This window comes from Pseudomonas sp. S1(2024) (assembly GCF_046557535.1).
In genome coordinates, this window is sequence record NZ_JBKGFP010000047.1 from 140,260 (window position 1) to 162,808 (window position 22,549).

Annotated in this window: 19 protein-coding genes, 4 tRNA genes and 1 pseudogene; 7 read left to right on the forward strand and 17 right to left on the reverse strand. The window is 63.3% G+C overall.

What is annotated here, in order from left to right; all coding sequences use genetic code 11:
* Positions 1 to 43: 43 nt before the first annotated feature.
* From clpX to ACLCGK_RS13550, 8 genes are all read right to left on the reverse strand, one after another.
* Positions 44 to 1,327 (reverse strand): ATP-dependent Clp protease ATP-binding subunit ClpX, encoded by a 1,284-nt coding sequence (gene clpX, locus ACLCGK_RS13515; protein WP_013971882.1) that lies wholly within the window; start codon positions 1,325 to 1,327, stop codon positions 44 to 46.
* Positions 1,328 to 1,435: 108 nt separating this feature from the next.
* A complete protein-coding gene (clpP, locus tag ACLCGK_RS13520; RefSeq protein WP_003259400.1) occupies positions 1,436 to 2,077 on the reverse strand; it encodes an ATP-dependent Clp endopeptidase proteolytic subunit ClpP in 642 nt (213 codons plus the stop codon).
* A 91-nt stretch (positions 2,078 to 2,168) separates the two neighbouring features.
* Complete coding sequence (gene tig / locus ACLCGK_RS13525; RefSeq protein WP_015269696.1) at positions 2,169 to 3,482, reverse strand: trigger factor; 1,314 nt, start codon at positions 3,480 to 3,482, stop codon at positions 2,169 to 2,171.
* A gap of 247 nt (positions 3,483 to 3,729) precedes the next feature.
* A complete protein-coding gene (locus ACLCGK_RS13530; protein ID WP_274297956.1) occupies positions 3,730 to 4,029 on the reverse strand; it encodes a DUF6388 family protein in 300 nt (99 codons plus the stop codon).
* A 238-nt stretch (positions 4,030 to 4,267) separates the two neighbouring features.
* Positions 4,268 to 4,343, reverse strand: a tRNA-His gene (locus tag ACLCGK_RS13535).
* 44 nt (positions 4,344 to 4,387) lie between these two features.
* Positions 4,388 to 4,472, reverse strand: a tRNA-Leu gene (locus tag ACLCGK_RS13540).
* A gap of 52 nt (positions 4,473 to 4,524) precedes the next feature.
* Positions 4,525 to 4,600 (reverse strand) — tRNA-His (locus ACLCGK_RS13545).
* A 42-nt stretch (positions 4,601 to 4,642) separates the two neighbouring features.
* Positions 4,643 to 4,719 (reverse strand) — tRNA-Arg (locus ACLCGK_RS13550).
* A 272-nt stretch (positions 4,720 to 4,991) separates the two neighbouring features.
* On the opposite strand from ACLCGK_RS13550, the gene folD reads away from it, so the two are divergent.
* A complete protein-coding gene (gene folD / locus ACLCGK_RS13555) occupies positions 4,992 to 5,846 on the forward strand; it encodes a bifunctional methylenetetrahydrofolate dehydrogenase/methenyltetrahydrofolate cyclohydrolase FolD (RefSeq protein WP_013971879.1) in 855 nt (284 codons plus the stop codon).
* Between the two features lie 186 nt (positions 5,847 to 6,032).
* Here folD and ACLCGK_RS13560 read toward each other — a convergent pair whose 3' ends face one another.
* Genes ACLCGK_RS13560 through ACLCGK_RS13585 form a run of 6 tightly spaced genes read right to left on the reverse strand, consistent with a single transcriptional unit; the run spans position 6,033 to position 11,964 of the window.
* Positions 6,033 to 7,772, reverse strand: coding sequence for an ABC transporter substrate-binding protein (locus tag ACLCGK_RS13560; RefSeq protein WP_013971878.1), 1,740 nt, complete (start codon positions 7,770 to 7,772; stop codon positions 6,033 to 6,035).
* 39 nt (positions 7,773 to 7,811) lie between these two features.
* On the reverse strand, positions 7,812 to 8,084 hold the full coding sequence (locus tag ACLCGK_RS13565) for a DUF2160 domain-containing protein (protein WP_013971877.1): 273 nt from the start codon (positions 8,082 to 8,084) through the stop codon (positions 7,812 to 7,814).
* 12 nt (positions 8,085 to 8,096) lie between these two features.
* Positions 8,097 to 8,897: a carbohydrate ABC transporter permease gene (locus ACLCGK_RS13570; RefSeq protein ID WP_247847347.1), complete on the reverse strand. Its 801-nt coding sequence runs from the start codon at positions 8,895 to 8,897 to the stop codon at positions 8,097 to 8,099.
* A gap of 3 nt (positions 8,898 to 8,900) precedes the next feature.
* Positions 8,901 to 9,764 (reverse strand): carbohydrate ABC transporter permease, encoded by an 864-nt coding sequence (locus tag ACLCGK_RS13575; RefSeq protein ID WP_039614302.1) that lies wholly within the window; start codon positions 9,762 to 9,764, stop codon positions 8,901 to 8,903.
* On the reverse strand, positions 9,761 to 10,870 hold the full coding sequence (locus ACLCGK_RS13580; protein ID WP_322265476.1) for an ABC transporter ATP-binding protein: 1,110 nt from the start codon (positions 10,868 to 10,870) through the stop codon (positions 9,761 to 9,763). Before ACLCGK_RS13580 ends, ACLCGK_RS13575 begins: the two co-directional genes overlap by 4 nt.
* Entirely contained in the window at positions 10,870 to 11,964 is a 1,095-nt protein-coding gene (locus ACLCGK_RS13585; RefSeq protein ID WP_025338412.1) for an ABC transporter ATP-binding protein, read from the reverse strand. Before ACLCGK_RS13585 ends, ACLCGK_RS13580 begins: the two co-directional genes overlap by 1 nt.
* A 224-nt stretch (positions 11,965 to 12,188) precedes the next feature.
* On the opposite strand from ACLCGK_RS13585, the gene ACLCGK_RS13590 reads away from it, so the two are divergent.
* The 3 genes from ACLCGK_RS13590 to ACLCGK_RS13600 all read left to right on the forward strand — a co-directional run bounded on the left by ACLCGK_RS13590 (position 12,189) and on the right by ACLCGK_RS13600 (position 15,905).
* Entirely contained in the window at positions 12,189 to 13,937 is a 1,749-nt protein-coding gene (locus ACLCGK_RS13590) for a sigma-54-dependent Fis family transcriptional regulator (protein ID WP_410952179.1), read from the forward strand.
* 261 nt (positions 13,938 to 14,198) lie between these two features.
* Positions 14,199 to 15,263, forward strand: coding sequence for an ornithine cyclodeaminase (locus tag ACLCGK_RS13595; RefSeq protein WP_015269687.1), 1,065 nt, complete (start codon positions 14,199 to 14,201; stop codon positions 15,261 to 15,263).
* Between the two features lie 162 nt (positions 15,264 to 15,425).
* The gene (locus tag ACLCGK_RS13600) at positions 15,426 to 15,905 is read left to right on the forward strand and encodes an Lrp/AsnC family transcriptional regulator (RefSeq protein ID WP_015269686.1); all 480 of its coding nucleotides are present in this window, start codon (positions 15,426 to 15,428) and stop codon (positions 15,903 to 15,905) included.
* Positions 15,906 to 15,912: 7 nt separating this feature from the next.
* Here ACLCGK_RS13600 and ACLCGK_RS13605 read toward each other — a convergent pair whose 3' ends face one another.
* The 3 genes and pseudogenes from ACLCGK_RS13605 to ACLCGK_RS13615 all read right to left on the reverse strand — a co-directional run.
* On the reverse strand, positions 15,913 to 17,598 hold the full coding sequence (locus ACLCGK_RS13605; protein WP_410952180.1) for a putative bifunctional diguanylate cyclase/phosphodiesterase: 1,686 nt from the start codon (positions 17,596 to 17,598) through the stop codon (positions 15,913 to 15,915).
* Between the two features lie 13 nt (positions 17,599 to 17,611).
* Complete coding sequence (locus tag ACLCGK_RS13610) at positions 17,612 to 18,781, reverse strand: methyl-accepting chemotaxis protein (protein WP_410952182.1); 1,170 nt, start codon at positions 18,779 to 18,781, stop codon at positions 17,612 to 17,614.
* A 114-nt stretch (positions 18,782 to 18,895) separates the two neighbouring features.
* Positions 18,896 to 19,177, reverse strand: a pseudogene (locus ACLCGK_RS13615) (PAS domain-containing protein); the annotation flags it as partial.
* A gap of 505 nt (positions 19,178 to 19,682) precedes the next feature.
* Between ACLCGK_RS13615 and ACLCGK_RS13620 the strand changes: the two are divergent.
* The 3 genes from ACLCGK_RS13620 to ACLCGK_RS13630 are packed head-to-tail and all read left to right on the forward strand — an operon-like array spanning position 19,683 to position 22,427.
* Positions 19,683 to 20,993, forward strand: coding sequence for a C4-dicarboxylate transporter DctA (locus ACLCGK_RS13620; RefSeq protein ID WP_191471838.1), 1,311 nt, complete (start codon positions 19,683 to 19,685; stop codon positions 20,991 to 20,993).
* A gap of 44 nt (positions 20,994 to 21,037) precedes the next feature.
* Positions 21,038 to 21,742, forward strand: coding sequence for a FadR/GntR family transcriptional regulator (locus tag ACLCGK_RS13625; RefSeq protein WP_015269682.1), 705 nt, complete (start codon positions 21,038 to 21,040; stop codon positions 21,740 to 21,742).
* 16 nt (positions 21,743 to 21,758) lie between these two features.
* Entirely contained in the window at positions 21,759 to 22,427 is a 669-nt protein-coding gene (locus ACLCGK_RS13630) for a GntR family transcriptional regulator (protein ID WP_003260724.1), read from the forward strand.
* Positions 22,428 to 22,549 lie beyond the last annotated feature (122 nt).

A 22,549-nucleotide genomic window follows, 5' to 3' on the forward strand; every position in this document is an offset into this window, starting at 1 on the left:
AGGCCCCTTCTTGCTTGCAACCATCAACCGGCCATTGCCTGGATCAGGCGTCCGGCGCGGCCTTGGCTTGCGGCTCGCTGTTTTCGTAGATCATCAGCGGCTGCGAAGTGCCATCGATGACGCTCTCGTCGATCACCACCTTGCTGACATCCTTCTTCGAAGGAATCTCGTACATGGTGTCGAGCAAAACGCCTTCGAGGATCGAACGCAGGCCACGGGCGCCGGTCTTGCGCTCCAGGGCCTTGCGCGCCACGGCCTTGAGCGCATCGCTGCGGAACTCGAGGTCGACGTTTTCCATCTCGAACAGCTTGGCATACTGCTTGGTCAGGGCGTTCTTCGGCTCGGTGAGGATCTGCATCAGCGCGGCCTCGTCCAGCTCGTCGAGGGTTGCCAGCACCGGCAGGCGGCCGACGAATTCCGGGATCAGGCCAAACTTGACCAGATCGTCCGGCTCGACCTCACGCAGGGACTCGCCAACCTTCTTGCCCTCTTCCTTGCTGCGTACTTCGGCGCCAAAACCGATGCCACCCTTGGTGGAGCGGTTCTGGATGACCTTTTCCAGGCCCGAGAAGGCACCACCGCAGATGAACAGGATGTTGCGGGTATCGACCTGCAGGAATTCCTGTTGCGGGTGTTTGCGGCCGCCTTGCGGCGGAACCGAGGCCACGGTGCCTTCGATCAGCTTCAGCAGTGCCTGCTGCACGCCCTCGCCCGATACGTCACGGGTGATGGACGGGTTGTCCGACTTGCGCGAAATCTTGTCGATCTCGTCGATGTAGACGATGCCCATCTGGGCCTTTTCCACGTCGTAGTCGCACTTCTGCAACAGCTTCTGGATGATGTTCTCGACGTCCTCACCCACGTAACCGGCTTCGGTCAGGGTGGTGGCGTCAGCAATGGTGAACGGTACGTTCAACAGGCGTGCAAGGGTTTCGGCGAGCAGGGTCTTGCCCGAGCCGGTTGGCCCGATGAGCAGGATGTTGCTCTTGCCGAGTTCGACTTCGTCACCCTTCTTGTCACGCTGGTTCAGGCGCTTGTAGTGGTTGTACACCGCTACGGCAAGCACCTTCTTCGCGCGTTCCTGACCAATGACGTATTGGTCCAGGATACCGCTGATTTCTTTCGGCGAAGGCAATTTGTGCGCGCTGCTCTCGGCCTGGGCTTCCTGCACCTCCTCACGGATGATGTCGTTGCACAGGTCGACGCACTCGTCGCAGATAAATACCGAGGGCCCGGCAATCAGTTTGCGCACTTCGTGCTGGCTTTTGCCGCAGAAGGAGCAATAAAGCAATTTGCCGCTGTCCTCGCCGTTACGGGTGTCAGTCATTCGATCGATCCAATCCGGTAGGCTTGCAACACAAGATGAAGGCAATTGCGGGCTTTTTCAAGTCCGCAGGTAGGCGCTTTCCGCGCCTACCTGCTCTGGCACCCCGGTTCAGGAGGCCAGTTGCCGCTTGTCGTAGACCGAGTCGATCAGGCCGTACTCGGCCGCGCGCGAGGCGCTCATGAAGTTGTCACGTTCAGTGTCGCGCTTGATGGTCTCGAGATCCTGGCCGGTGTGGTAGGCCAGCAGCTCGTTCAGGCGGGCCTTGATATTGAGGATTTCCTGGGCGTGGATCTCGATATCGGTGGCCTGACCCTGGAAGCCGCCCAGCGGCTGGTGGATCATCACGCGCGAGTTGGGCAGGCAGTGACGCTTGCCCTTGGCACCAGCAGCCAGCAGGAAGGCGCCCATGCTGCAGGCCTGGCCGATGCAGATGGTCGAGACGTCCGGCTTGATGAACTGCATGGTGTCGTAGATCGACATGCCGGCGGTGACGGAACCGCCCGGCGAGTTGATGTACAGATGGATATCCTTGTCCGGGTTTTCCGCTTCAAGGAACAGCAGTTGCGCAACGACGAGGTTGGCCATGTAGTCCTCTACCGGGCCAACCAGGAAGATCACACGCTCCTTCAACAGGCGCGAGTAGATGTCGTAAGCGCGTTCGCCACGGGCGGACTGCTCGATAACCATCGGGACCAGACCGCCTGCGGCCTGGATGTCAGAGCTCTGCTGAATATAAGAATTGCGGGACATGTCCTGCGCTCACTCCCAAATAGTCATGGCTTGAATACGCACAAGCCAGCTCGAAGGCTGGCTTGTGGGGGTTTCCTACGAGAGAAGCCTGTTACTCAGCGGCGGCTGGAGCCTGTGCTGGTTTAACGGCATCTTCGTACGAGACCGACTTGTCGGTCACAGTCGCTTTCTGCAGAACAGTATCTACAACTTGTTCTTCCAGCACAACCGAACGGACTTCGTTCAGTTGCTGGTCGTTCTTGTAGTACCAGGCGATGACCTGCTCAGGCTCTTGGTAAGCCGAAGCCATTTCTTCGATCATTTCGCGAACCTTGCCTTCGTCCGGCTTCAGCTCGAACTGCTTGACCACTTCGGCCACGATCAGGCCCAGGACCACACGGCGCTTGGCTTGTTCTTCGAACAGCTCGGCCGGCAGTTGCTCAGGCTTGATGTTGCCACCGAACTGCTGAACAGCCTGCACGCGCAGACGGTTGACTTCGTTTTCCAGCAGGGCTTTCGGCACTTCGATCGGGTTGGCAGCCAGCAGACCGTCCATGACCTGGTTCTTCACCTTGGCCTTGATGGCCTGGCGCAGTTCACGCTCCATGTTCTTGCGAACTTCGGTGCGGAAGCCTTCCAGGGTCGATTCCTTGATGCCGAACTGGGCGAAGAACTCTTCGTTCAGCTCTGGCAGCACAGGAGCGGCAACGCTGTTGACGGTGATGGTGAACTCGGCGGCTTTGCCAGCCAGGTCCAGGTTCTGGTAGTCCTCTGGGAAGGTCACGTTCACAACGCGCTCTTCGCCAGCCTTGGCGCCAACCAGGCCGTCTTCGAAGCCTGGGATCATGCGGCCGGAGCCCAGTACCAGCTGGGTGCCCTTGGCCGAACCACCGGCGAACACTTCACCGTCGACCTTGCCGACGAAGTCGATGTTGACCTGGTCGTCGTTCTGCGCGGCGCGCTCGACGGCCTCAAAGCGGGTGTTCTGCTTGCGCAGCACTTCCAGCATGTTGTCCAGGTCGGCATCAGCCACTTCGGCGCTCAGGCGCTCGACGCTGATCGACTCGAGGCCGCCAACGGTGAACTCCGGGAACACTTCGAAGATGGCGACGAACTCCAGGTCCTTGCCCTTTTCGAAGGACTTCGGCTCTACCGCTGGGGCGCCAGCCGGGTTCAGCTTCTGCTCGACGATGGCTTCGTAGAAGGAAGCCTGGACGAGGTCACCGAACGCCTCTTGACGGGCATCGGCTTCGAAACGCTGACGAATCACGCTCATCGGCACTTTGCCTGGGCGGAAGCCGGCAACCTTGGCGCGCTTGGCAGTCTGTTGCAGACGCTTGTTGACTTCGTTCTCGACGCGCTCGGCCGGAACGGCGATGGTCATGCGACGCTCGAGAGCGGAAGTGTTTTCAACAGAAACTTGCATGGATATTCCTCGTTGCACAGACGTTAGCCGGCGTTAGCCCGACTCCAGAATCAAGGGCAAGCATTCTAGTGAGTCGCGCAGCAGAAGTCACCCCACTCGGGACGACGGGAAACCACGCCGGTCGATTAACTTTCACGGCCCGCACGACATAGCGCCGGGCCTGCTTCAATGGGGCCGCACGAAGCCACCAGGCGACCTGCAGCCGAAATACCTTGTCAAACAACTGCCACCAACGAATTCGCTTCCTTTATTCAGGTTCGATTTCGTTGAACTGGCAGTACTCCTCCCACTCCATCCCCAGCGCCTCGGCTACCTCACGGTGCGTCTCCAGGCGCATGGCCTGCAGTTGCTCGGGGGTTTCGGCGATCAGTTGCAGGGCCAACTCCCAAGGCTGGATACCCTGCTCCTCGGCCGCATCCTCGAACGCCCACTCGATCTGCTGGGCCTGCTCGCGCGCATCCAGCTCACGGATCTCTTCGAGCAGCTGCGGGTTGGCCTCGGCAAAGCGCTGTAGCGCCAGTGCCTGACGGGCTTCTTTTGCGATCATCGGGTTGTTCCTCTGCCGGCCAAATGGGCCGGCGTTTCAACCGGCTGAAATCTAACAGCTTTTATTGGGGCGTCACCAGAGGATTGCAAGGGCCGGGATGCGATTTGACCGAGAGGTGATTCGCCATGAAATTGTCAGCGCCGCTCGATCTCACAGGCGCCAGAACCTTCAAACCATACACACAGAGCAAAAACAAAAAGGCGCCCGATCTCACGATCAAGGCGCCTTCGAAGAAATATGGGGTGGACGATGGGAATCGAACCCACGACAACTGGAATCACAATCCAGCGCTCTACCAACTGAGCTACGCCCACCATATTACGGTCTTGCGATGTTGCGGTACAACCTTACAGAAGCATGGTGCGGACGAAGAGACTCGAACTCTTACAGCTTGCGCCGCTGGAACCTAAATCCAGTGTGTCTACCAATTTCACCACGTCCGCGTAACGCTTAAAACAAAGGCGCCAGATGCTATCGAGGCGCCTTTGAAGAATATGGGGTGGACGATGGGAATCGAACCCACGACAACTGGAATCACAATCCAGCGCTCTACCAACTGAGCTACGCCCACCATATTGCATTACAGCCTACTTGCTTGCCAAAGCTGCCTAAATGGCGCACCCGGCAGGACTCGAACCTGCGACCATCCGCTTAGAAGGCGGATGCTCTATCCAGCTGAGCTACGGGCGCTTAAGCTTGAAGCCTAACCGAACGAGACCTTTAACAGGTAACTGCTAAACCACTCATTCTGCCCGACTTCGCCAACCAGTGCTAGGCTGTGCCCGACAAGTGCGGCGAATCTTATAGGCGAGCCTGAAAGTCGTCAACACCTTTCTCAAAAAAATTTAAATTATTTAAGGGCTTAGGGGATTTGCCCGACCACCCGCCTTTGCCCTTGGCCCATGTCGTGCGAGAATGCGCCCTCTTTAATTGTTTCCTTCTCGATGGTTAATCACGCGTCTATGACTGCACACCTAATCGATGGCAAGGCGATCGCCGCCAGCCTGCGCCAGCAGATCGCTCAACGTGTCGTGGAGCGTCGCCAGCAAGGCCTGCGTACGCCGGGCCTGGCGGTGATCCTGGTCGGCACCGACCCCGCCTCCCAAGTCTATGTCTCGCACAAGCGCAAGGACTGCGAAGAGGTCGGCTTCATTTCGCAGGCGTTCGACCTGCCCAGCGAAACCACGCAGCAGGCCCTGACCGAGCTGATCGACCGCCTCAATGACGATCCGGCCGTCGACGGTATCCTGCTGCAGTTGCCGCTGCCGGCGCACCTGGACGCCTCGCTGCTGCTCGAGCGCATCCGCCCGGACAAGGACGTGGATGGCTTCCACCCGTACAACATCGGTCGTCTGGCCCAGCGCATCCCGCTGCTGCGCCCGTGCACACCGAAGGGCATCATGACCCTGCTGGAAAGCACCGGCCAGGACCTGTATGGCATGAACGCGGTCATCGTCGGCGCGTCCAACATCGTTGGTCGCCCGATGGCCATGGAGCTGCTGCTGGCCGGCTGCACCGTGACCGTCTGCCACCGCTTCACCAAGGACCTCGCCGGCCATGTCGGCCGCGCCGACCTGGTGGTAGTGGCCGCCGGCAAGCCTGGCCTGGTCAAGGGTGAATGGATCAAGGAAGGTGCCATCGTTATCGACGTGGGCATCAACCGCCAGGAAGACGGCAAGCTGGTCGGCGACGTGGTCTACGAGACCGCCCTGCCGCGCGCCGGCTGGATCACGCCGGTGCCGGGCGGCGTCGGGCCGATGACCCGCGCATGCCTGCTGGAGAACACGCTGTATGCGGCGGAAGAGCTGCACAAGTAATACCGCGTGATATGAAAACGGCACCTCTGGCAGGTGCCGTTTTTTTTGCCCGCAAAATATGCACTGGGTTTACCGGCCTCTTCGCGGGCTTGCCCGCTCCCACAGGTACTGCGCCGCTCTCAAGACGCGCGGGGTACCTGTGGGAGCGGGCAAGCCCGCGAAGAGGCCGGCGCGGTATTCAGCCGGTCACTTCCTGGCCGCCTCCCACGACTTCAGCAGTTCGTTGTAGCTGACTGTCTCGCCCTTGGGTTTTTCGTTGGCCAGTTTCGGTTTCGGCGCCCCGGGCTGGTCAAACCAGTACTGGGCGTCCTTCTCCGGGTTCAGCTTCGGTGCGCAGGTGGCCTGGGCGTTGGACCGCTGCAAGCGCTCCATCATCCGGTCCTGGTCGCGGGCCAGGCCGTCCAGCGCTTCCTGCGGGGTCTTCTCGCCACTGGCCACTTCGGCGATGTGGCTCCACCACAACTGCGCCAACCGCGGGTAGTCCGGCACGTTGGTGCCGGTCGGTGTCCACTGTACCCGCGCCGGGCTGCGGTAGAACTCCACCAGCCCGCCCAACTTGGGCGCCAGCTCGGTCATGGCCTGGGAGTTGATGTCCGATTCGCGAATCGGCGTGAGGCCGACGATGGTCTTTTTCAGCGACACGGTCTTGGAGGTGACGAACTGGGCGTACAGCCACGCAGCCAGGCGTTGCTTCTCGGGGGTGGACTTGAAGAAGGTCCACGAACCGGTGTCCTGGTAGCCCAGCTTCATCCCCTCCTCCCAGTACGGCCCCTTCGGTGAAGGCGCCATGCGCCACTTCGGTGTGCCGTCGGCATTCACCACCGGCAGACCGGGCTTGGTCATGTCGGCGGTAAACGCGGTGTACCAGAAGATCTGCTGGGCGATGTTGCCCTGGGCCGGCACCGGGCCGGCTTCGGAGAAGGTCATGCCCTGGGCTTCCTTGGGCGCATAGGCACGCATCCAGTCCACGTATTTCTGCGTGGCATACACGGCAGCCGGGCCGTTGGTGTCGCCGCCACGGGTCACGCTGGACCCCACCGGGTGGCAGTCCTCCACGCGAATGCCCCATTCGTCCACCGGCAGACCATTGGGCAAACCTTTGTCGCCGCCACCCGCCATGGAGAACCAGGCATCGGTGAAGCGCCAGCCCAGTGACGGGTCTTTCTTGCCGTAGTCCATGTGGCCATAGACGCGTTTACCGTCGATTTCCTTGACGTCTTCGGTAAAGAACCTGGCAATGTCCTCGTAGGCTGACCAGTTCACCGGCACACCAAGTTCGTAGCCGTATTTTTCCTTGAACCTGGCCTTCAGTTCGGGCCGCTCGAACCAGTCGGCACGGAACCAGTAGAGGTTGGCGAACTGCTGGTCCGGCAGCTGGTAGACCTTGCCATCCGGCGCGGTGGTGAAGGAAATGCCGATGAAGTCCTTCAGGTCCAGGGTCGGCGAGGTGTAGTCCTTGCCTTCGTTGGCCATCAGGTCGGTGATCGATTCCACCTTGCCGTAGCGAAAGTGCGTACCGATCAGGTCGGAGTCGTTGACCCAGCCGTCATAGATGTTCTTGTCCGACTGCATCTGTGTCTGCAGCTTTTCCACCACGTCGCCTTCCTGCAGCAGGTCGTGGGTCAGCTGTATACCGGTGATCTCGCTGAAGGCCTTGGCCAGCACCTTGGACTCGTATTCATGGGTGGTGATGGTTTCCGACACCACGTTGATCTTCATGCCACGGAACGGTTCGGCAGCCTTGATGAACCACTTCAACTCGGCCAACTGCTGTTCAGGGGTAAGGGTCGAAGGCTTGAACTCACTGCCGAGCCACTTCCTTGCCGCATCCTCGTACTGGTCGGCCCAGGCTGTGCCCTGCACGCTGGCCAGTACCAGCAACGCGGCCAGGGTCAAATGTCGCCTGTTGTACTTGTTGTCGAACATTGTGATCTCCCGTTTCAGTTATCCCACAGGGCCGCTCGCTCAGCCCCAGCGCAGCACCACCACCAGCCACGCCAGCGACAGCAGCGAGGCCACCCACAATGGCCACTCGCTGACGCCAACCACCAGCAAATGCAGGTAGGCGCTGGCCAGCAGGCCGATGAACAAGCGGTCGCCACGGCTGGTGACCAGCGGCAGGAAGCCGCGTCGCTCCACGCAGGGGCGGCGCAGTTCGAGCAGGGTCATGCCCAGCAGCAGCACGCCGACGGCGGCGAAGAACAGCGCCGTCGGCAAGGTCCAGGCCATCCACTCCATGCCTTGCCCTCCTCACACCCGGCCCAGGGCGAAGCCCTTGGCCACATGGTTGCGCACGAACCAGATCACCAGCATGCCCGGCAAGATGGTCAGTACCCCCGCCGCCGCCAGTACCCCCCAATCTATGCCCGAGGCAGACACGGTACGGGTCATCACCGCGGCGATCGGCTTGGCATTCACCGAGGTGAGGGTGCGCGCCAGCAGCAGTTCGACCCAGGAGAACATGAAACAGAAAAACGCCGTCACGCCGATGCCGGAGCCAATCAGCGGAATGAAGATCTTCATGAAGAAGCGTGGGAAGCTGTAGCCGTCGATATAGGCCGTTTCGTCGATCTCCTTCGGCACACCAGACATGAACCCCTCGAGGATCCACACTGCCAGCGGCACGTTGAACAGGCAGTGGGCCAGGGCCACGGCGATATGGGTATCGAACAGGCCGATCGACGAATACAGCTGGAAGAACGGCAGCAGGAACACCGCCGGTGGCGCCATGCGGTTGGTCAGCAGCCAGAAGAACAGGTGCCGGTCACCGAGGAAGCGGTAACGCGAGAAGGCATATGCCGCTGGCAGCGCCACCAGCAGCGAAATCAGCGTGTTCAGGCACACGTAGTACAGCGAATTGATGTAGCCGCTGTACCAGCTGGCATCGGTGAAGATCACCCGGTAGTTGTCGAGGGTGAACGCCTGTGGCCACAGGGTCAGGCCGCCGAGTATCTCGGTGTTGCTCTTGAACGACATGTTCAGCAGCCAGTAGATCGGCACCAGCAGGAAGAAGAAGTACAGCAGCAGGGCCAGCGATTTGCGCGTGCTCATGGCCTAGTCCTTGTCGGCATGGGTCATGGCTGTGTAGAACAGCCAAGAAACCAGCAGGATGATCAGGAAGTACACCAGCGAGAACGCCGCCGCCGGGCCCAGGTCGAACTGCCCCACGGCCATGCGCGTGAGGGTCTGGCTGAGGAAGGTGGTGGCATTGCCGGGCCCGCCACCGGTCAGCACGAAGGGCTCGGTGTAGATCATGAAGCTGTCCATGAAGCGCAGCATCACCGCGATCAGCAGCACGTTCTTCAGCTTGGGCAACTGGATATGGCGGAACACCGCCCAGCCCGAGGCGCGGTCGATGCGCGCAGCCTGGTAGTACACGTCGGGGATGGCGCGCAGCCCCGAGTAACAGAGCAACGCCACCAGCGATGTCCAGTGCCACACGTCCATCACCAGCACGGTCAGCCAGGCGTCGAACGGGTCGCCGGCGTAGTTGTAGCTGACCCCGAGCCTGGCCAGTGTGGCGCCGAGCAGGCCGATGTCGGCCCGGCCGAAAATCTGCCAGATGGTGCCGACCACATTCCATGGGATCAGCAGCGGGATGGCCATGACGATCAGGCAAACCGAGGCCATGCGCCCCTTGGTCGGCATGGTCAGGGCAATGGCGATACCCAGCGGGATTTCGATCAGCAGCACGCAGGCGGAATAGATGAACTGACGCAGCAGCGCATCGTGCAGCGCCGGGTCGCGCAGCACCTGACGGTACCAGTCGGCGCCGACGAAGTAGCGGTTGGACTGGTCGAAGATGTCCTGCACCGAGTAGTTGACCACCGTCATCATCGGCACCACCGCACTGAATGCCACCAGCAGGAACACCGGCAGCACCAGCCACCAGGCCTTGTTGTTCGGCACCTTGTTCATGGCCCGGCCTCCAGCAGCACATCGTCGAGGTACAGCATCAGCCACTGCGCCGGCAGGCTGACCCAGGCCTGGGCCACCGGCAACGGGCGGTCCTCGCCCAGGCGTGCCTTGAGCGCGACACCTCCCAGTTCGAGGGTGACGATGCGGTAGGTGCCCAGGTCCTCGACGTCCAGCACCCGTGCCGGGTAGGCATCATCGAACGGGCTGTCCCACAGCTGCACGAATTCCGGGCGGATGCCCAGCTGCAGGCGACCACCGCCTGTGGCCGCCAGGCGCTCTCGCAGGTGCTCTCGCATTTGCCCGGGCAGCACCAGGTGAATATCGCCGAACGCCACCCCGTCCGCTTCGGCGCGCACCTCGATCAGGTTCATCCCCGGGCTGCCGATGAAGTAACCGACGAAGGTATGCCGCGGCCGCTCGAACAGTTCGCGCGGGGTGCCGAACTGGACGATGCGCCCGCCGTGCATCACCGCGATCTTGTCGGCGAACGTCGAGGCCTCCAACTGGTCGTGGGTGACGTAGATCATGGTGATGTTGAACTGCTCGTGGATCTGCTTGAGCTTGCGCCGCAGCTTCCACTTCAGGTGCGGGTCGATCACCGTCAGCGGCTCGTCGAACAGGATCGCCGACACGTCATCGCGCACCAGGCCCCGTCCCATGGAGACCTTCTGCTTTTCGTCGGCACTGAGGTTGCGCGCCTTCTTGCGCAGCACGGCCGACAGGTCGAGCACCTCGGCAATCTCTTCCACCCGGGCCTGCACCCGGGCTTCGTCCAACCCTTGGTTGCGCAAGGGAAACGCCAGGTTGTCGAACACCGTCATGGTGTCGTAAACCACCGGGAACTGGAACACCTGGGCAATGTTGCGCGCCTGCGGTGACAGCTGGTTGACCGGTTTGCCGTCGAACAGCACCTCGCCATGGGAAGGAGTCAGCAGCCCGGAGATGATGTTGAGCAAGGTCGACTTGCCGCAGCCCGACGGCCCGAGCAAGGCGTAGGCACCGCCCTGCTCCCACACATGCTCCAGCGCGTGCAGGGCATAGTCCGCCTCGCTGGCGGGCTGGCGGCTGTAGCTGTGCGCCAGTTGGCGCAGGCGGATCTCGGCCATCAACCTCTCCTTGCCTGGCGCAGCCCCGGGGCCTGCACCAGCGCCCCGGCACTGTCGAACACGAACAGCTTGTGGGTGGGGATGAACACGCGGATCGGCGTGTCCACCTGGTATTCGTGTACCCCTGGCAGGTGCAGGATCATCCGCCAGTGTTCGTTGCGTACATGCAGGAAGGTCTCTGAACCACTGATCTCGGCCAGTTCCACCAGCACCGACAATTCCAGGTCGTCGTCGTGCGCCGGCACCAGGCTGATGTGGCTGGGCCGCACGCCAAAGCGGTAGTCACCCTCGGCGAGCGGCTGCAAGTCGGCATTGCGGGCAAAGTGCACGGCCTGGGCCAGGCTCACGTCGTTGCCGCTGATACGGCCAGGCACCAGGTTGATCGGCGGCTCGGAAAACAGCTCGGCAGCCAGCACGCTGCCCGGGCGCTGGTAGACCTCGGCGGTAGGCCCGCTCTGGACGATACGGCCCTCATGCACCAGGGTGGTGGTGCCGCCCAGAGCCAGCGCCTCGTTGGGCTCGGTGGTGGCATACACGGCAATGCAGTGGCGTGCCGCGAACAGTTCGCGCAGTTCCTGGCGCAGGCCCTCACGCAGCTTGTAGTCGAGGTTGACCAGTGGCTCGTCGAACAGGATCAGCGAGGCATCCTTGACCAGCGCCCGGGCCATTGCCGTGCGTTGCTGCTGGCCACCGGACAGCTCCAGCGGCAGGCGCTGCAGGTAGGCTTCGATGCGCAGCATCTCGGCGGTTTCCTGCACCCGTCGGCGAATCTGGGGCTCGTCCATGCGTGCCTGGCGCAGCGGTGACGCAATGTTCTCGTACACGCTGAGGGTCGGGTAATTGATGAACTGCTGATACACCATCGACACATTGCGTTGGCGCACCGGCACGCCAGTCACGTCCTGGCCATCCATCAGCACCCGCCCCCGGTCCGGGCGATCGAGCCCGGCCATCAGGCGCATCAGGCTGGTCTTGCCGGCCAGGGTGCGGCCCAGCAGCACGTTGAACGAGCCGGGTTCGAAACGCAGTGAGGCATCGACGATCCAGGCCTGGTTGTCGACGCTGCGACTGACCTGTTCCAGCACCAGGGACATGGCGTGGCCTTCTTGTGGTTTTTGTCTGCCGGGCACAGCCAGTTTCGTGCCAGATGCGCCGCAACCGTCTGGCCCGGGGCCTGGCCGGCAACACCGGTCAATCGCAGGTTCACAACTGAACACAAGCACTGAACAACTGAACACTTGCCGGTTTGACATTGAACAACCCTGCACGACACTGAACAGCGGTCGGCCCCATGACAACAATCACACAGGACAGGCCCATGGCCGCATCCGCTTCGCCCCATGCCCAACTGATCCAGGCCTCCTGGGCCCGCTGCCGCGACCACGGCCTGCACCCCCAACACGCCCCGGACTTCGACTGCCTGACCCGCGCCGAGCTGAGCGCCCTGCTGGAGCGGCGCCAGGCCCTGCTGCACCTGACCCGCGAAGCGGTGCTGCCGCAATATGCCCACCTGCTGGGCAATGCCAGCTACCTGGTGATGCTGGCCGATGCCAGCGGCTGCCTGCTCGACAGCTGGGGCTCGCGGCGGTTCATCGAGCCGCGCCAGCAGCATGGTTTCAGCGCCGGGGCCCACTGGCACGAGCGCGGTGTCGGCACCAATGCGCTGGGCACCGCGCTGGTCTGCGCCGAGGCGATCCACGTGGGCCAGGACGAGCACTTCCTGCGCCAGAACCGCTATATGTCCAGCGCCGCCGCGCCGCTGTTCGACGCCGAACGGCAGCTGGTCGGGGTGCTCGATGTGGCCAGCGACGGCTACCTGCCCGCCAGCCAGACCCTGGGCCTGGTACGCATGATGGGCCAGAGCCTGGAGAACCGCCTGATCCTCGCCGAGCATGCCGACCAGCATGCGCAATTGATCTTCAACAGCGCCTCCGACAACCTCGACAGCCCCTGGGCCGGCCTGCTGGTATTCGATGAGCACGGGCAGGTGCTGGCCGCCAATCACCGGGCCGACACCCTGCTCGGGGGCAACCCGCTGCAGCAGAACATCGCGCAACTGTTCCAGTTGCCCCTGCAACAGCTGCTCAGCCATCCCCGGCAACAGCCCTTCGCCCTGCAAGCCACCGGGCGCAACCGCTTTCATTGCCAGTGGCAGCCGCCGCGCGAGGCTCCCGGCCGCCCCGCCGCCAGCAGCGCCGAGCCACGCCTGGAGAAAGCCCTGGCGCAGGCCGGCCTGCTGCTGGAAAAAGACATCCCGGTCCTGGTGCAGGGCGAAACCGGCGTAGGCAAGGAGGTATTCGTCGATACCCTGCACCGGGCCAGCAGCCGCGCCAGCCAGCCGCTCATAGCCGTCAACTGCGCGGCGATCCCCGCAGAGCTGGTGGAGTCGGAGCTGTTCGGCTACGACAAGGGCGCGTTCACCGGCGCCCACCAGAAGGGCAACCCGGGGCTGATCCGCAAGGCCCACCACGGCATCCTGTTCCTCGACGAAATTGGCGACATGCCGTTGCCCACCCAGGCCCGCCTGCTGCGCGTGCTGCAGACGCGCAGCATCCAGCCATTGGGCAGCGGCGAACCGGTGGCGGTGGATATTCGCGTGGTGTCGGCGAGCAACCGCGACCTGGCCGAAGAAGTGCGCGCCGGGCGCTTTCGCCAGGACCTGTATTACCGCATCGCCGGGCTGGCAGTGGTTTTGCCGCCGCTGCGCGAGCGTAATGACCGCCGGCAGCTGATCGAGCAGGTGCATGCGCGCTACCGTGATCCCGGGCAGCCTGCGCGGCTGCCTGCGGCCATTATCGAGCTGCTTGACCGGCACCCCTGGCCAGGGAACATGCGTGAACTGGTGAGTGTGCTGCAGGTGGCGCTGGCCTTGGCGGGTAATGAGCCGGTTGGCCTGGAACACCTGCCTGCGGGTTTTCTCGCCGAGGCGCAGGTGCCTGTGCCGATTGCGCCCGAAGAGGCGGACCTGCGCGAGCTGGTGGCACAAGCCAACGGCAACCTCTCGGCGGTGGCGCGCGGGCTCGGGATCAGCCGCACCACGCTGTACAAGCGGCTGCGTGAGCGATGATTGCCCTGGCCTGTACTGGCCTCATCGCCGGCAAGCCAGCTCCCACAGGTACAGCGCCGCTCTCAAGGCCTGTGATATCCCTGTGGGAGCCGGCTTGCCGGCGATAGGGCCGGCCCAGCCACAGCCGATTCGGCTGCCAGCGCAGCGAAATCAGCCAAAGCCGCTGCCGCCACAGCCCATTACAGCCAGCTTTGCCTCCCCACCCGCCGCACAATGAAACCAGAGCCCACTCTGGAAGCGTCGACCGCAGGGAGACCCCTCATGACCCGCTATATCGATGTGCAAGACCTGGCCCGCCTGGTCAACCGCAAAGGCCTGCCCACGTGCCTGCTGGAAATGGCCGAGTACATCCGCCAGGACTACCTGCGCTGGCCAGCCTTCGAAAAATGCGCCCGGGTGGCCAACCATTCAGCGGACGGCGTAATCGAGCTGATGCCAATCTCGGACGCCAGCCGCTACGCCTTCAAGTACGTCAACGGCCATCCTAAGAACACTCGCCATGGCCTGCTCACGGTGATGGCCTTCGGCGCCCTAGCCAGCGTCGATACCGGTGCACCGTTGCTGCTCAGCGAAATGACCCTGACCACCGCCATTCGCACCGCCGCCACCTCGGCCCTGGCCGCCCGCTACCTGGCGCGCGAAGACAGCCGCAGCATGGCATTGATCGGCAATGGCTCGCAGAGCGAGTTCCAGGCCATCGCCTTCAATGCCCTGCTGGGCATCGATGAAATCCGCCTGTATGACATCGACCCGGCTGCCTCGGCCAAGCTGGTCGCCAACCTGGCCAACCGCCCCGGTCTCAAGCTGAGCATCGCCAGCTCCGTGGCCGAAGCGGTACGCGGGGCCGATATCGTCACCACGGTAACCGCCGACAAGGCCTGCGCCACCATCCTCACCCCGGAGATGATCGAGCCGGGCATGCACCTGAATGCCGTGGGGGGTGACTGCCCGGGCAAGACCGAGCTGCATCGGGCGATTGTGGAGCGGGCCCGGGTGATCGTCGAGTACGAACCGCAAAGCCGGGTGGAAGGCGAGATCCAGCAGATGCCTGCAGACTCACCAGTGACCGAGTTCTGGCGTGTGGTCGCCGGGGAAGCCAAGGGGCGTGAGCACGGCGAACAGGTGACGCTGTTCGACTCGGTGGGGTTTGCCCTGGAGGATTACTCGGCATTGCGCTATGTGCTGGACACGGCGCAGGCACTGGGTATCGGCACGGACATCGGGCTGGTGCCGGTGCTGGAGGATCCGAAGGATTTGTATGGGTTGTTGCAGCCGCGGGTGGTGGAGTTGCGGGCGGTGCCCAAGGCTGGTTCTGTCTGCGCCTGATGGCCCCTGGGGCTGCTGCGCAGCCCATCGCGACACAAGGCCGCTCCTACACAAGGACCGCGTATCCCTTGTAGGAGCGGCCTTGTGTCGCGATGGGCCGCGCAGCGGCCCCCTTTACCGCCTACCCTGTCCCATGCCCTCTTCTGAAAGAAGCCCAAGCGCATGGACACCAAGGACGCCAACGCCCACCCCCTCGACCGCATCGACGAAGCGATCATCGACATCCTGCGCCATGACGGCCGCATCACTTTCGAAAAACTCTCCAGCCTCGTCCACCTCACCCCGCGCCCCTGTCTGGAGCGTGTACGCAAGCTGGAGCGCCGTGGCGTGATCCGCGGCTACGGGGCGATCATCGACCTGCAGAAGGTCGCGCCCGGGGTGTCGCTGCTTGTGCTGGTCGCCCTGTCCAACCAGAGCGGGCGGGCCGCGCAGAAGGCCTTCGAAGCCACCCTGCGCAACTGCCCGGAAGTGCACGAGTGCCAGCTGATCAGCGGCCACTTCGACTACAGCCTGCGCCTGCGCTGCCGCGACATGGAACACTACCGGCTGCTCAGCGAAAGCTGGATGAACGACGACGCCCTGCACATCGACAAGCTGGTGGCGCACCCGGTGCTGGCCGAGGTCAAGCCAATGGCCCGCTGACGCGGCATCAAGGGTCACGCCATTGCTCCGGCTGCCGGTAGGCCTGCGCCCAGGCTTGCACCGCACTGGCCGGCATCGGCCGGGCGATACAGTAACCCTGTGCCAGTTCGCAGCCCAGGCCCATCAGCACGCGGCCGTGCTCGACGCTCTCCAGCCCTTCGGCAATCACCTCGCGGCCAAACGCCCGGGCCAGGCCGATCACCGCTTCGGTCAGCGCCAGGTCGTCCTGGTCATGCAGGATGTCGCGCACGAATGACTGATCGATCTTGATCGTCTGTGTCGGCAAGCGCTTCAGGTAGCTCAGCGACGAATAGCCAGTGCCAAAGTCGTCCAGGGAGAAGCGCACACCCAGTGCGCGGCAGGCATCGAGACAGCAGCTGACATGCTGCAGGTTATCGATGGCCACCGACTCGACGATTTCCAGGTCCAGCCGCGCCGGGTCCACCTCCGGGTGCGCCGCCAGCAACTGCTGCAGGCGCTCGACAAAGTCACCACGCTGCAAATGCCGCGCGGCGATGTTCACGCTCAGTGACCAGGGCTGCCCCTGACGTTGCCATGCCTGCAACTGGTTCAGCGCCTGGTCGAGCACCCATTCGCCGATTTCCACGATCAGGTCGGTCTGCTCCACTGCCGGCAGGAAATCACCAGGCGGCACCAGCCCGCGGCCTGGCCGCTGCCAGCGCAGCAAGCCCTCGAAGCCCAGCACCTGGCCGCTGCGCAGGTTGACCTTGGGCTGGTAATACAGGCACAGCTCGCCGTTGTGCAGGGCCCGGCGCACCCGCGCCACGGTCTGGTGGGTAGCCTTGAGTTCCTGTTCCTGTGTCACGTCGAACAGGTGATAGCGGTTGCGCCCACGCTGCTTGGCCACATACATGGCCTGGTCGGCATGGCGCACCAAGGTGTCGGCGTCTTCGTCGTCCTGCGGGTACAGGGTCACGCCGATACTGGCGCTGAGCGACAGGCGCTGCTCGCGTACCACATAAGGCGCCGCCAGTGCCCGCAGCACCCGGCGCAGCGCAGCATGCAACTGGCGGTCTTCGACGTTGCGCAGGATCAGCACGAATTCGTCCCCCGACAACCGGGCCACTGCGTCGCCATCGCGCAGGATGTGCTTCAGCCGCTGCGCCACCTCGACCAACAGCAGGTCGCCCATGGCATGCCCGTAGCCGTCGTTGACTGCCTTGAAGCCATCCAGGTCGAGCATGCATACAGCCAGCGGAATGTCTTCACGGCGCGAGTAGGCCAGGGCCTGGTTCAGCAGGTCGGACAGGTAAGCGCGGTTGGGCAGGCCGGTTAGCACGTCATGGCCCACACGCCATTGCAAGGTATGCAGCAGCTGGCGCTTCTCGGTGACGTCGAAACGGATCGACACGTACTTGCGCACCTCTCCGGTGAGCGGGTCGACCAGTGGCACCATGGTGCTGTCGACCCAGTACAGCGAGCCGTCCCTGGCGCGGTTGCAGATCTCGCCCTTCCACACCCGGCCGGCGGCCAGCGCCCGCCACATGCCGACGAAGAACTCCGGCTCGTGCAGGCCGGAGTTGAGGATGCGGTGGTTGGCGCCCAGCAGCTCCTCGCGGCTGTAGCCCGAGATGCTGCAGAACTGCTGGTTGACGTAAGTGATGGTTCCACGCAGGTCGGTTTCGGAAAAGATCGCAGCCGCGTCAACGGCTGCACGATAGTTGTCATCCATAAAGCATCCTGCCTTAACGGTTGAAGCGCTCCACAAGGGCACGCAATCCGGCGCACACCTCTTCCAGTTCGGCGCCGCGAGAGGCTGCGGCGTTGGCGCTGTGTGCGCTGTGCTGGGCTATGCCGGCCACACCATTGATCTGCCTCGAGACGTCTTCGGCGACGGCCGACTGCTGCTGCGAAGCCGTAGCCATCTGCTGGCTCATGTCACTGATGCGCTGCACCGCATCACGAATGCCATGCAACGCCTGCCGCGCTTCCTGCACCTGGGCAACGCCCTGCTCGGCACCGTCGATGCCCTGGCTGGCAATCGCCACGGCCTCCTCTGCGCCACTGCGCAGAGCATCGATGATAGCCTGGATGTGCAGTGTCGACTGCCGGGTCTTGTCGGCCAGTGCCCGCACTTCATCGGCGACCACGGCAAAGCCACGGCCTTGCTCGCCGGCACGGGCCGCCTCGATGGCGGCATTTAGCGCCAGCAGGTTGGTCTGCTCGGCGATGCCGCGGATCATCCCGGTGGCTTCGGCGATAGCACCGGTCTGACCAGCCAGGTGGCTGACAGCCTGGTTGATCTGGGCCACGGTACCGGCCAAGGTGCGGATTGCAGCTCCGCTGGCGTCGGCCACCAGGCTGCCCTGCTCGGCCAGCAGGTGCGCAGTGTGGGCTTCGGCAGCAGTCAGTTGCACATGGTTGGCAACCTCACCGATGGAAGCGGCCATCTGGTTCATGGCAGTGGCGCTCAGGTCGGTTTCCGCACGCTGCTCCAGCAATGCCGCCTCGGTGCTGCGCGACAACGCCCCGGCATCATGTGCAGCCACGGCCATCTGGGCCGCCAAGTCACTTAACCGGGTCAGCGCGGTTTTCAGCCGCGCCTCCTCGCTGATCAGCATCAATTGCAGTTGTCCGCCAGCACCGGGCAGGTCGCTGTAGGTCAAGGCGGCGATCGGGTCGGCGAAGGTGCCGTCTGCGCCCTGCACTATGCGCTCCATCTGCCGCCCAACGGCATTGCGTGCCAACAGGCCATAGGCCAGGAACAGCCCCAGGGTCAGCCCCTGCGCGACCAGGCCGGGCCACAGATTGTTGGCCCCCAAAGCCAGCCCCCCGCCCACGAGCGGTACGGCCAGGTCACGCGCCAGCATGGTCGCGCGCCGTGACCAGGGCAACACAGCCTGACCGTTGCGCATGCGTGCATACAGGGCCTCGGCACGGGCCACCTGCTCACGCGTCGGGCACACCCGTACCGATTCATAGCCCACCACCCGCCCGGCTTCGAGAATAGGCGTGACGTAGGCGTTGACCCAATAGTAATCGCCGTTGCGGCAGCGGTTCTTGACGATGCCCATCCAGCTCTTGCCGGCCTTCAGGTAATTCCACATCAACTGGTACACCGCCGGCGGCATGTCCGGGTGGCGTACCAGGTTGTGTGGGCTGCCGATCAGCTCTGCCTCGCTGTAACCGCTGATGGCGGCGAACTCGGGGTTGCAGTAGGTGATCAGGCTGCTGGTGTCGGTAGCGGAAATCAATCGCTGATCGGGGGGAAAACGTTGCTCGACCGGGGTAACCGGAAGGTTGAGACGCACTATGAGACTCCATTCATTCAAACGCCGGGAGCCTGCTTGCGAGGCGATTATCAGGATGAATCCCCTGCAATCGACCCTTTGGTGACTTCCCGGTCGGGCGCGGATTCTACGAGGTCAGCCAAGGAATGCAAATAAACCTTACGAATCATGGCGTTATCGAAAATATCGAAGTCGGCATGGCGCTTGGCAAGCTGATTGCAATGTTGCACGAGGCACTGGCCAAAGCCTGATCTGATTCATGTGCGCACGCGGTTCGCCGCTGCGATTCACCTGTGAACGGCCGCACTGCGGCTCGATCCAACCAGATGCACCGAATTAGAGCCAGAGACGCTGGATTGCCCCACAACTGGTCAGACCGGTAAGGCCAAAAATCCTTGCAATGTCGGATTTTTCGCGCTTTCATGGCTTCGCGCTGAACAAACCGGTAAGACCACAATAATTAAGTCCTGCGCTCTTTCGCCCCGTGCGGCTACCGAAGCAAGGACACCGATCAGAGATCCCTCCCATGCTCAAATGGTGCTCGCGTTCGATCTTCCTTCAAGTCGTGCTCGGCCTTGCCCTCGGCATCGCCTGCGGTCTCAGCTTCCCCGACCTTTCCCTGCAACTCAAACCCCTTGGCGACGGCTTCATCAAGCTGATCAAGATGCTCATCGGCCTGATCGTGTTCTGCGTGGTGGTCAGCGGTATCTCGGGCGCCGGTGACCTGAAAAAGGTCGGGCGCATCGGCCTGAAGTCGGTGATCTACTTCGAGATACTGACCACCCTGGCACTGGTGATCGGCCTGGTGTTCGCCTTCACCAGCGGCATCGGCAGCGGCGCCAACATCCACCTGGACCAACTGTCCAGCGCCGACGCCAGCAGCCTGGCCGAGCGCGGCCAGCACATCCACGGTGCCACGGCGTTCTTCATGGACCTGATCCCCACCTCGGTGATCGGCGCCTTTGCCGACAACAACATCCTCCAGGTGCTGCTGTTCTCGGTACTGTTCGGCAGCGCGCTGAACCTGGTGGGTGACTCGGCAGCCGGCATCTCGCGGCTGATCAACGAACTGAGCCACGTGATCTTCCGCATCATGGGCATGATCGTGCGCCTGGCACCGATCGGCGTGTTCGGCGCCATCGCCTTCACCACCAGCAAGTACGGCCTGGAATCGCTGCAGCACCTGGGCGGGCTGGTGGCGCTGTTCTACCTGACCTGTGCCGGCTTCGTACTGATCGTGCTGGGCACGGTCATGCGCCTGTCGGGGCTGAAGCTGCTGCCGCTGATCAAGTACCTGCGTGAAGAACTGACCATCGTGCTGGGCACCGCCTCGTCCGACGCCGTACTGCCACAGATCATGCGCAAGCTCGAGCACCTGGGCATCGGCAGCTCCACCGTCGGCCTGGTGATCCCCACCGGTTATTCGTTCAACCTCGATGGTTTCTCCATCTACCTGACCCTGGCCATCGTGTTCATTGCCAACGCCACCGGCACGCCACTGGCAATGACCGACCTGCTGACCATCCTGCTGGTATCGCTGGTGACTTCCAAGGGCGCTCACGGCATCCCAGGCTCGGCGCTGGTCATCCTCGCCGCTACCCTGACCGCCGTGCCGGCGATCCCGGTGGTCGGCCTGGTACTGGTACTGGCGGTGGACTGGTTCATGGGCATCGGCCGAGCGCTGACCAACCTGATCGGCAACTGCGTGGCCACCGTGGCCATCGCACGCTGGGAGAAGGACATCGACCTGGAACGTGCGCACAACGTGCTCGACGGCAAGCCCGGTTTCGCCCCCATGCCACGCAAGCAGCCCAACCCCCATCAACAGGAATTCTGAGCGAACGTGGCCGGCACTGACGCCGGCCCTTCCAGGAGCGAACCGTGATCAGCTCATCTACCGTCGTCAACTCAGTGGTGGAAAAACTGCGCCAGGCCCTGGCCCGAGGCCAATGGCGTACCGGCGACATGCTGCCAGGCCAGCGCGAACTGGCCGAACAACTGGGCATCAGCCGCCCCAGCCTGCGCGAAGCGGTGACCGTGCTGGAAACCCTGGGCCTGGTGCGTTCGCTGCCAGGCAAGGGTGTGCTGGTACTGGATGTCGATGCCGCCACCCAGGAACCGGGCCTGGACACCAGCGCCGCAGCCAGCCTGGCCGACGTGCTGGAGCTGCGCTACACCCTTGAGCCTTTCATCGTCGGCCTGGTGGCGCAGTCGGCCAACAGTCAGGACATCGGCCAACTGCGCCTTACCCTGATGGACATGCGTGAAGCGCTGGAGGCCGATGACAGCGAAGCCGGAGTCAGGGCCTACATCGCCTTCCATGAAGCGCTGTTCGCCCTGACCACCAACCCGATCTTCCAGAGCGTGGTGCAACAGACCGGCAATGCCCTCAAGCAGAGCGCCGACATGCTGCGCAATTCGCCAGAGCACCTGGCCGCGCGGCTGAAGGAAAACGAAGCGGTGGTGCGCGCCATACGTGAGCGCAGCAGCGCCCAGGCCAGTGCCCAGATGCGCCAGCACATTCTGGCCGAAGGGTTGCGCATGGGCATCCCGTTGAACATCCCGGACGAACACCCGCATCCATGACCCCAGGAGAGCGACCATGAACGCCGCCCCTCACTTGCCGGCCCTGCTCGCGGCTGGCGAAACCCGCCTGTCGGCCGAGCAGATCTACCCGCGGCTGTTCGATGCCATCCTCGAACAGCGCCTGCCACCTGGCAGCCTGTTGCCCGAACAGGCGCTGGGCCATGCCTTTGGTGTCAGCCGTACAGTGATCCGCCGTGTGCTCGGGCGCCTGTCCGACCAGCAGGTGGTGGTGCAGCGCCCCAGCCACACTGCGCATCTGGCCGTGCCCGACCCGGAGCAGGCACGCCAGGTGCTCAGCGCCCGGCGCCTGGCCGAAACCACGCTTATCACCCTGGCCGCGCAACGCGCCCGGCCGGTACAGATTCGCCAGCTGCGGCAACTGGTGGAGCGCGAGCGCCAGCACCATGAAAACGGCGAGCGTTGTGCGGCGATCCGCCTGGGCGGCGAGTTTCACCTGAAACTGGCGCAGGTGGCTGCCAATGCGCCACTGGCGCGGTTTCTCAATGGCCTGGTGCCGATGACCTCGCTGATCATCGCCCGTTACGAGTCGCCTTGCTGCGACCACTGCGCGTGGGAGGAACATGCGGCGATCATCGATGCCGTGGAGCATGGCGATGCCGAGGCGGCGCTGGGCCTGATGCACAAGCACCTCGACCGCCTGGAAGAAAAGCTCGACCTGGAATGACCGACTCAAGCTGACGCCCCCCTTGTAGGAGCGGCCTTGTGTCGCGATGGGGCGCGAAGCGGCCCCAGGATTTCAGCTGTGCAGCAGAAATTGCCGGGGCCGCTTTGCGGCCCTTTCGCGAC

What these genes read in the sequence shown, in the direction of transcription:
- clpX (WP_013971882.1), bottom strand. Translation starts at nt 1,327, where the DNA reads ATGACTGACACCCGTAACGGCGAGGACAGCGGCAAATTGCTTTATTGC.
- clpP (WP_003259400.1), bottom strand. Translation starts at nt 2,077, where the DNA reads ATGTCCCGCAATTCTTATATTCAGCAGAGCTCTGACATCCAGGCCGCA.
- tig (WP_015269696.1), bottom strand. Translation starts at nt 3,482, where the DNA reads ATGCAAGTTTCTGTTGAAAACACTTCCGCTCTCGAGCGTCGCATGACC.
- ACLCGK_RS13530 (WP_274297956.1), bottom strand. Translation starts at nt 4,029, where the DNA reads ATGATCGCAAAAGAAGCCCGTCAGGCACTGGCGCTACAGCGCTTTGCC.
- folD (WP_013971879.1), top strand. Translation starts at nt 4,992, where the DNA reads ATGACTGCACACCTAATCGATGGCAAGGCGATCGCCGCCAGCCTGCGC.
- ACLCGK_RS13560 (WP_013971878.1), bottom strand. Translation starts at nt 7,772, where the DNA reads ATGTTCGACAACAAGTACAACAGGCGACATTTGACCCTGGCCGCGTTG.
- ACLCGK_RS13565 (WP_013971877.1), bottom strand. Translation starts at nt 8,084, where the DNA reads ATGGAGTGGATGGCCTGGACCTTGCCGACGGCGCTGTTCTTCGCCGCC.
- ACLCGK_RS13570 (WP_247847347.1), bottom strand. Translation starts at nt 8,897, where the DNA reads ATGAGCACGCGCAAATCGCTGGCCCTGCTGCTGTACTTCTTCTTCCTG.
- ACLCGK_RS13575 (WP_039614302.1), bottom strand. Translation starts at nt 9,764, where the DNA reads ATGAACAAGGTGCCGAACAACAAGGCCTGGTGGCTGGTGCTGCCGGTG.
- ACLCGK_RS13580 (WP_322265476.1), bottom strand. Translation starts at nt 10,870, where the DNA reads ATGGCCGAGATCCGCCTGCGCCAACTGGCGCACAGCTACAGCCGCCAG.
- ACLCGK_RS13585 (WP_025338412.1), bottom strand. Translation starts at nt 11,964, where the DNA reads ATGTCCCTGGTGCTGGAACAGGTCAGTCGCAGCGTCGACAACCAGGCC.
- ACLCGK_RS13590 (WP_410952179.1), top strand. Translation starts at nt 12,189, where the DNA reads ATGGCCGCATCCGCTTCGCCCCATGCCCAACTGATCCAGGCCTCCTGG.
- ACLCGK_RS13595 (WP_015269687.1), top strand. Translation starts at nt 14,199, where the DNA reads ATGACCCGCTATATCGATGTGCAAGACCTGGCCCGCCTGGTCAACCGC.
- ACLCGK_RS13600 (WP_015269686.1), top strand. Translation starts at nt 15,426, where the DNA reads ATGGACACCAAGGACGCCAACGCCCACCCCCTCGACCGCATCGACGAA.
- ACLCGK_RS13605 (WP_410952180.1), bottom strand. Translation starts at nt 17,598, where the DNA reads ATGGATGACAACTATCGTGCAGCCGTTGACGCGGCTGCGATCTTTTCC.
- ACLCGK_RS13610 (WP_410952182.1), bottom strand. Translation starts at nt 18,781, where the DNA reads ATGCGCAACGGTCAGGCTGTGTTGCCCTGGTCACGGCGCGCGACCATG.
- ACLCGK_RS13620 (WP_191471838.1), top strand. Translation starts at nt 19,683, where the DNA reads ATGCTCAAATGGTGCTCGCGTTCGATCTTCCTTCAAGTCGTGCTCGGC.
- ACLCGK_RS13630 (WP_003260724.1), top strand. Translation starts at nt 21,759, where the DNA reads ATGAACGCCGCCCCTCACTTGCCGGCCCTGCTCGCGGCTGGCGAAACC.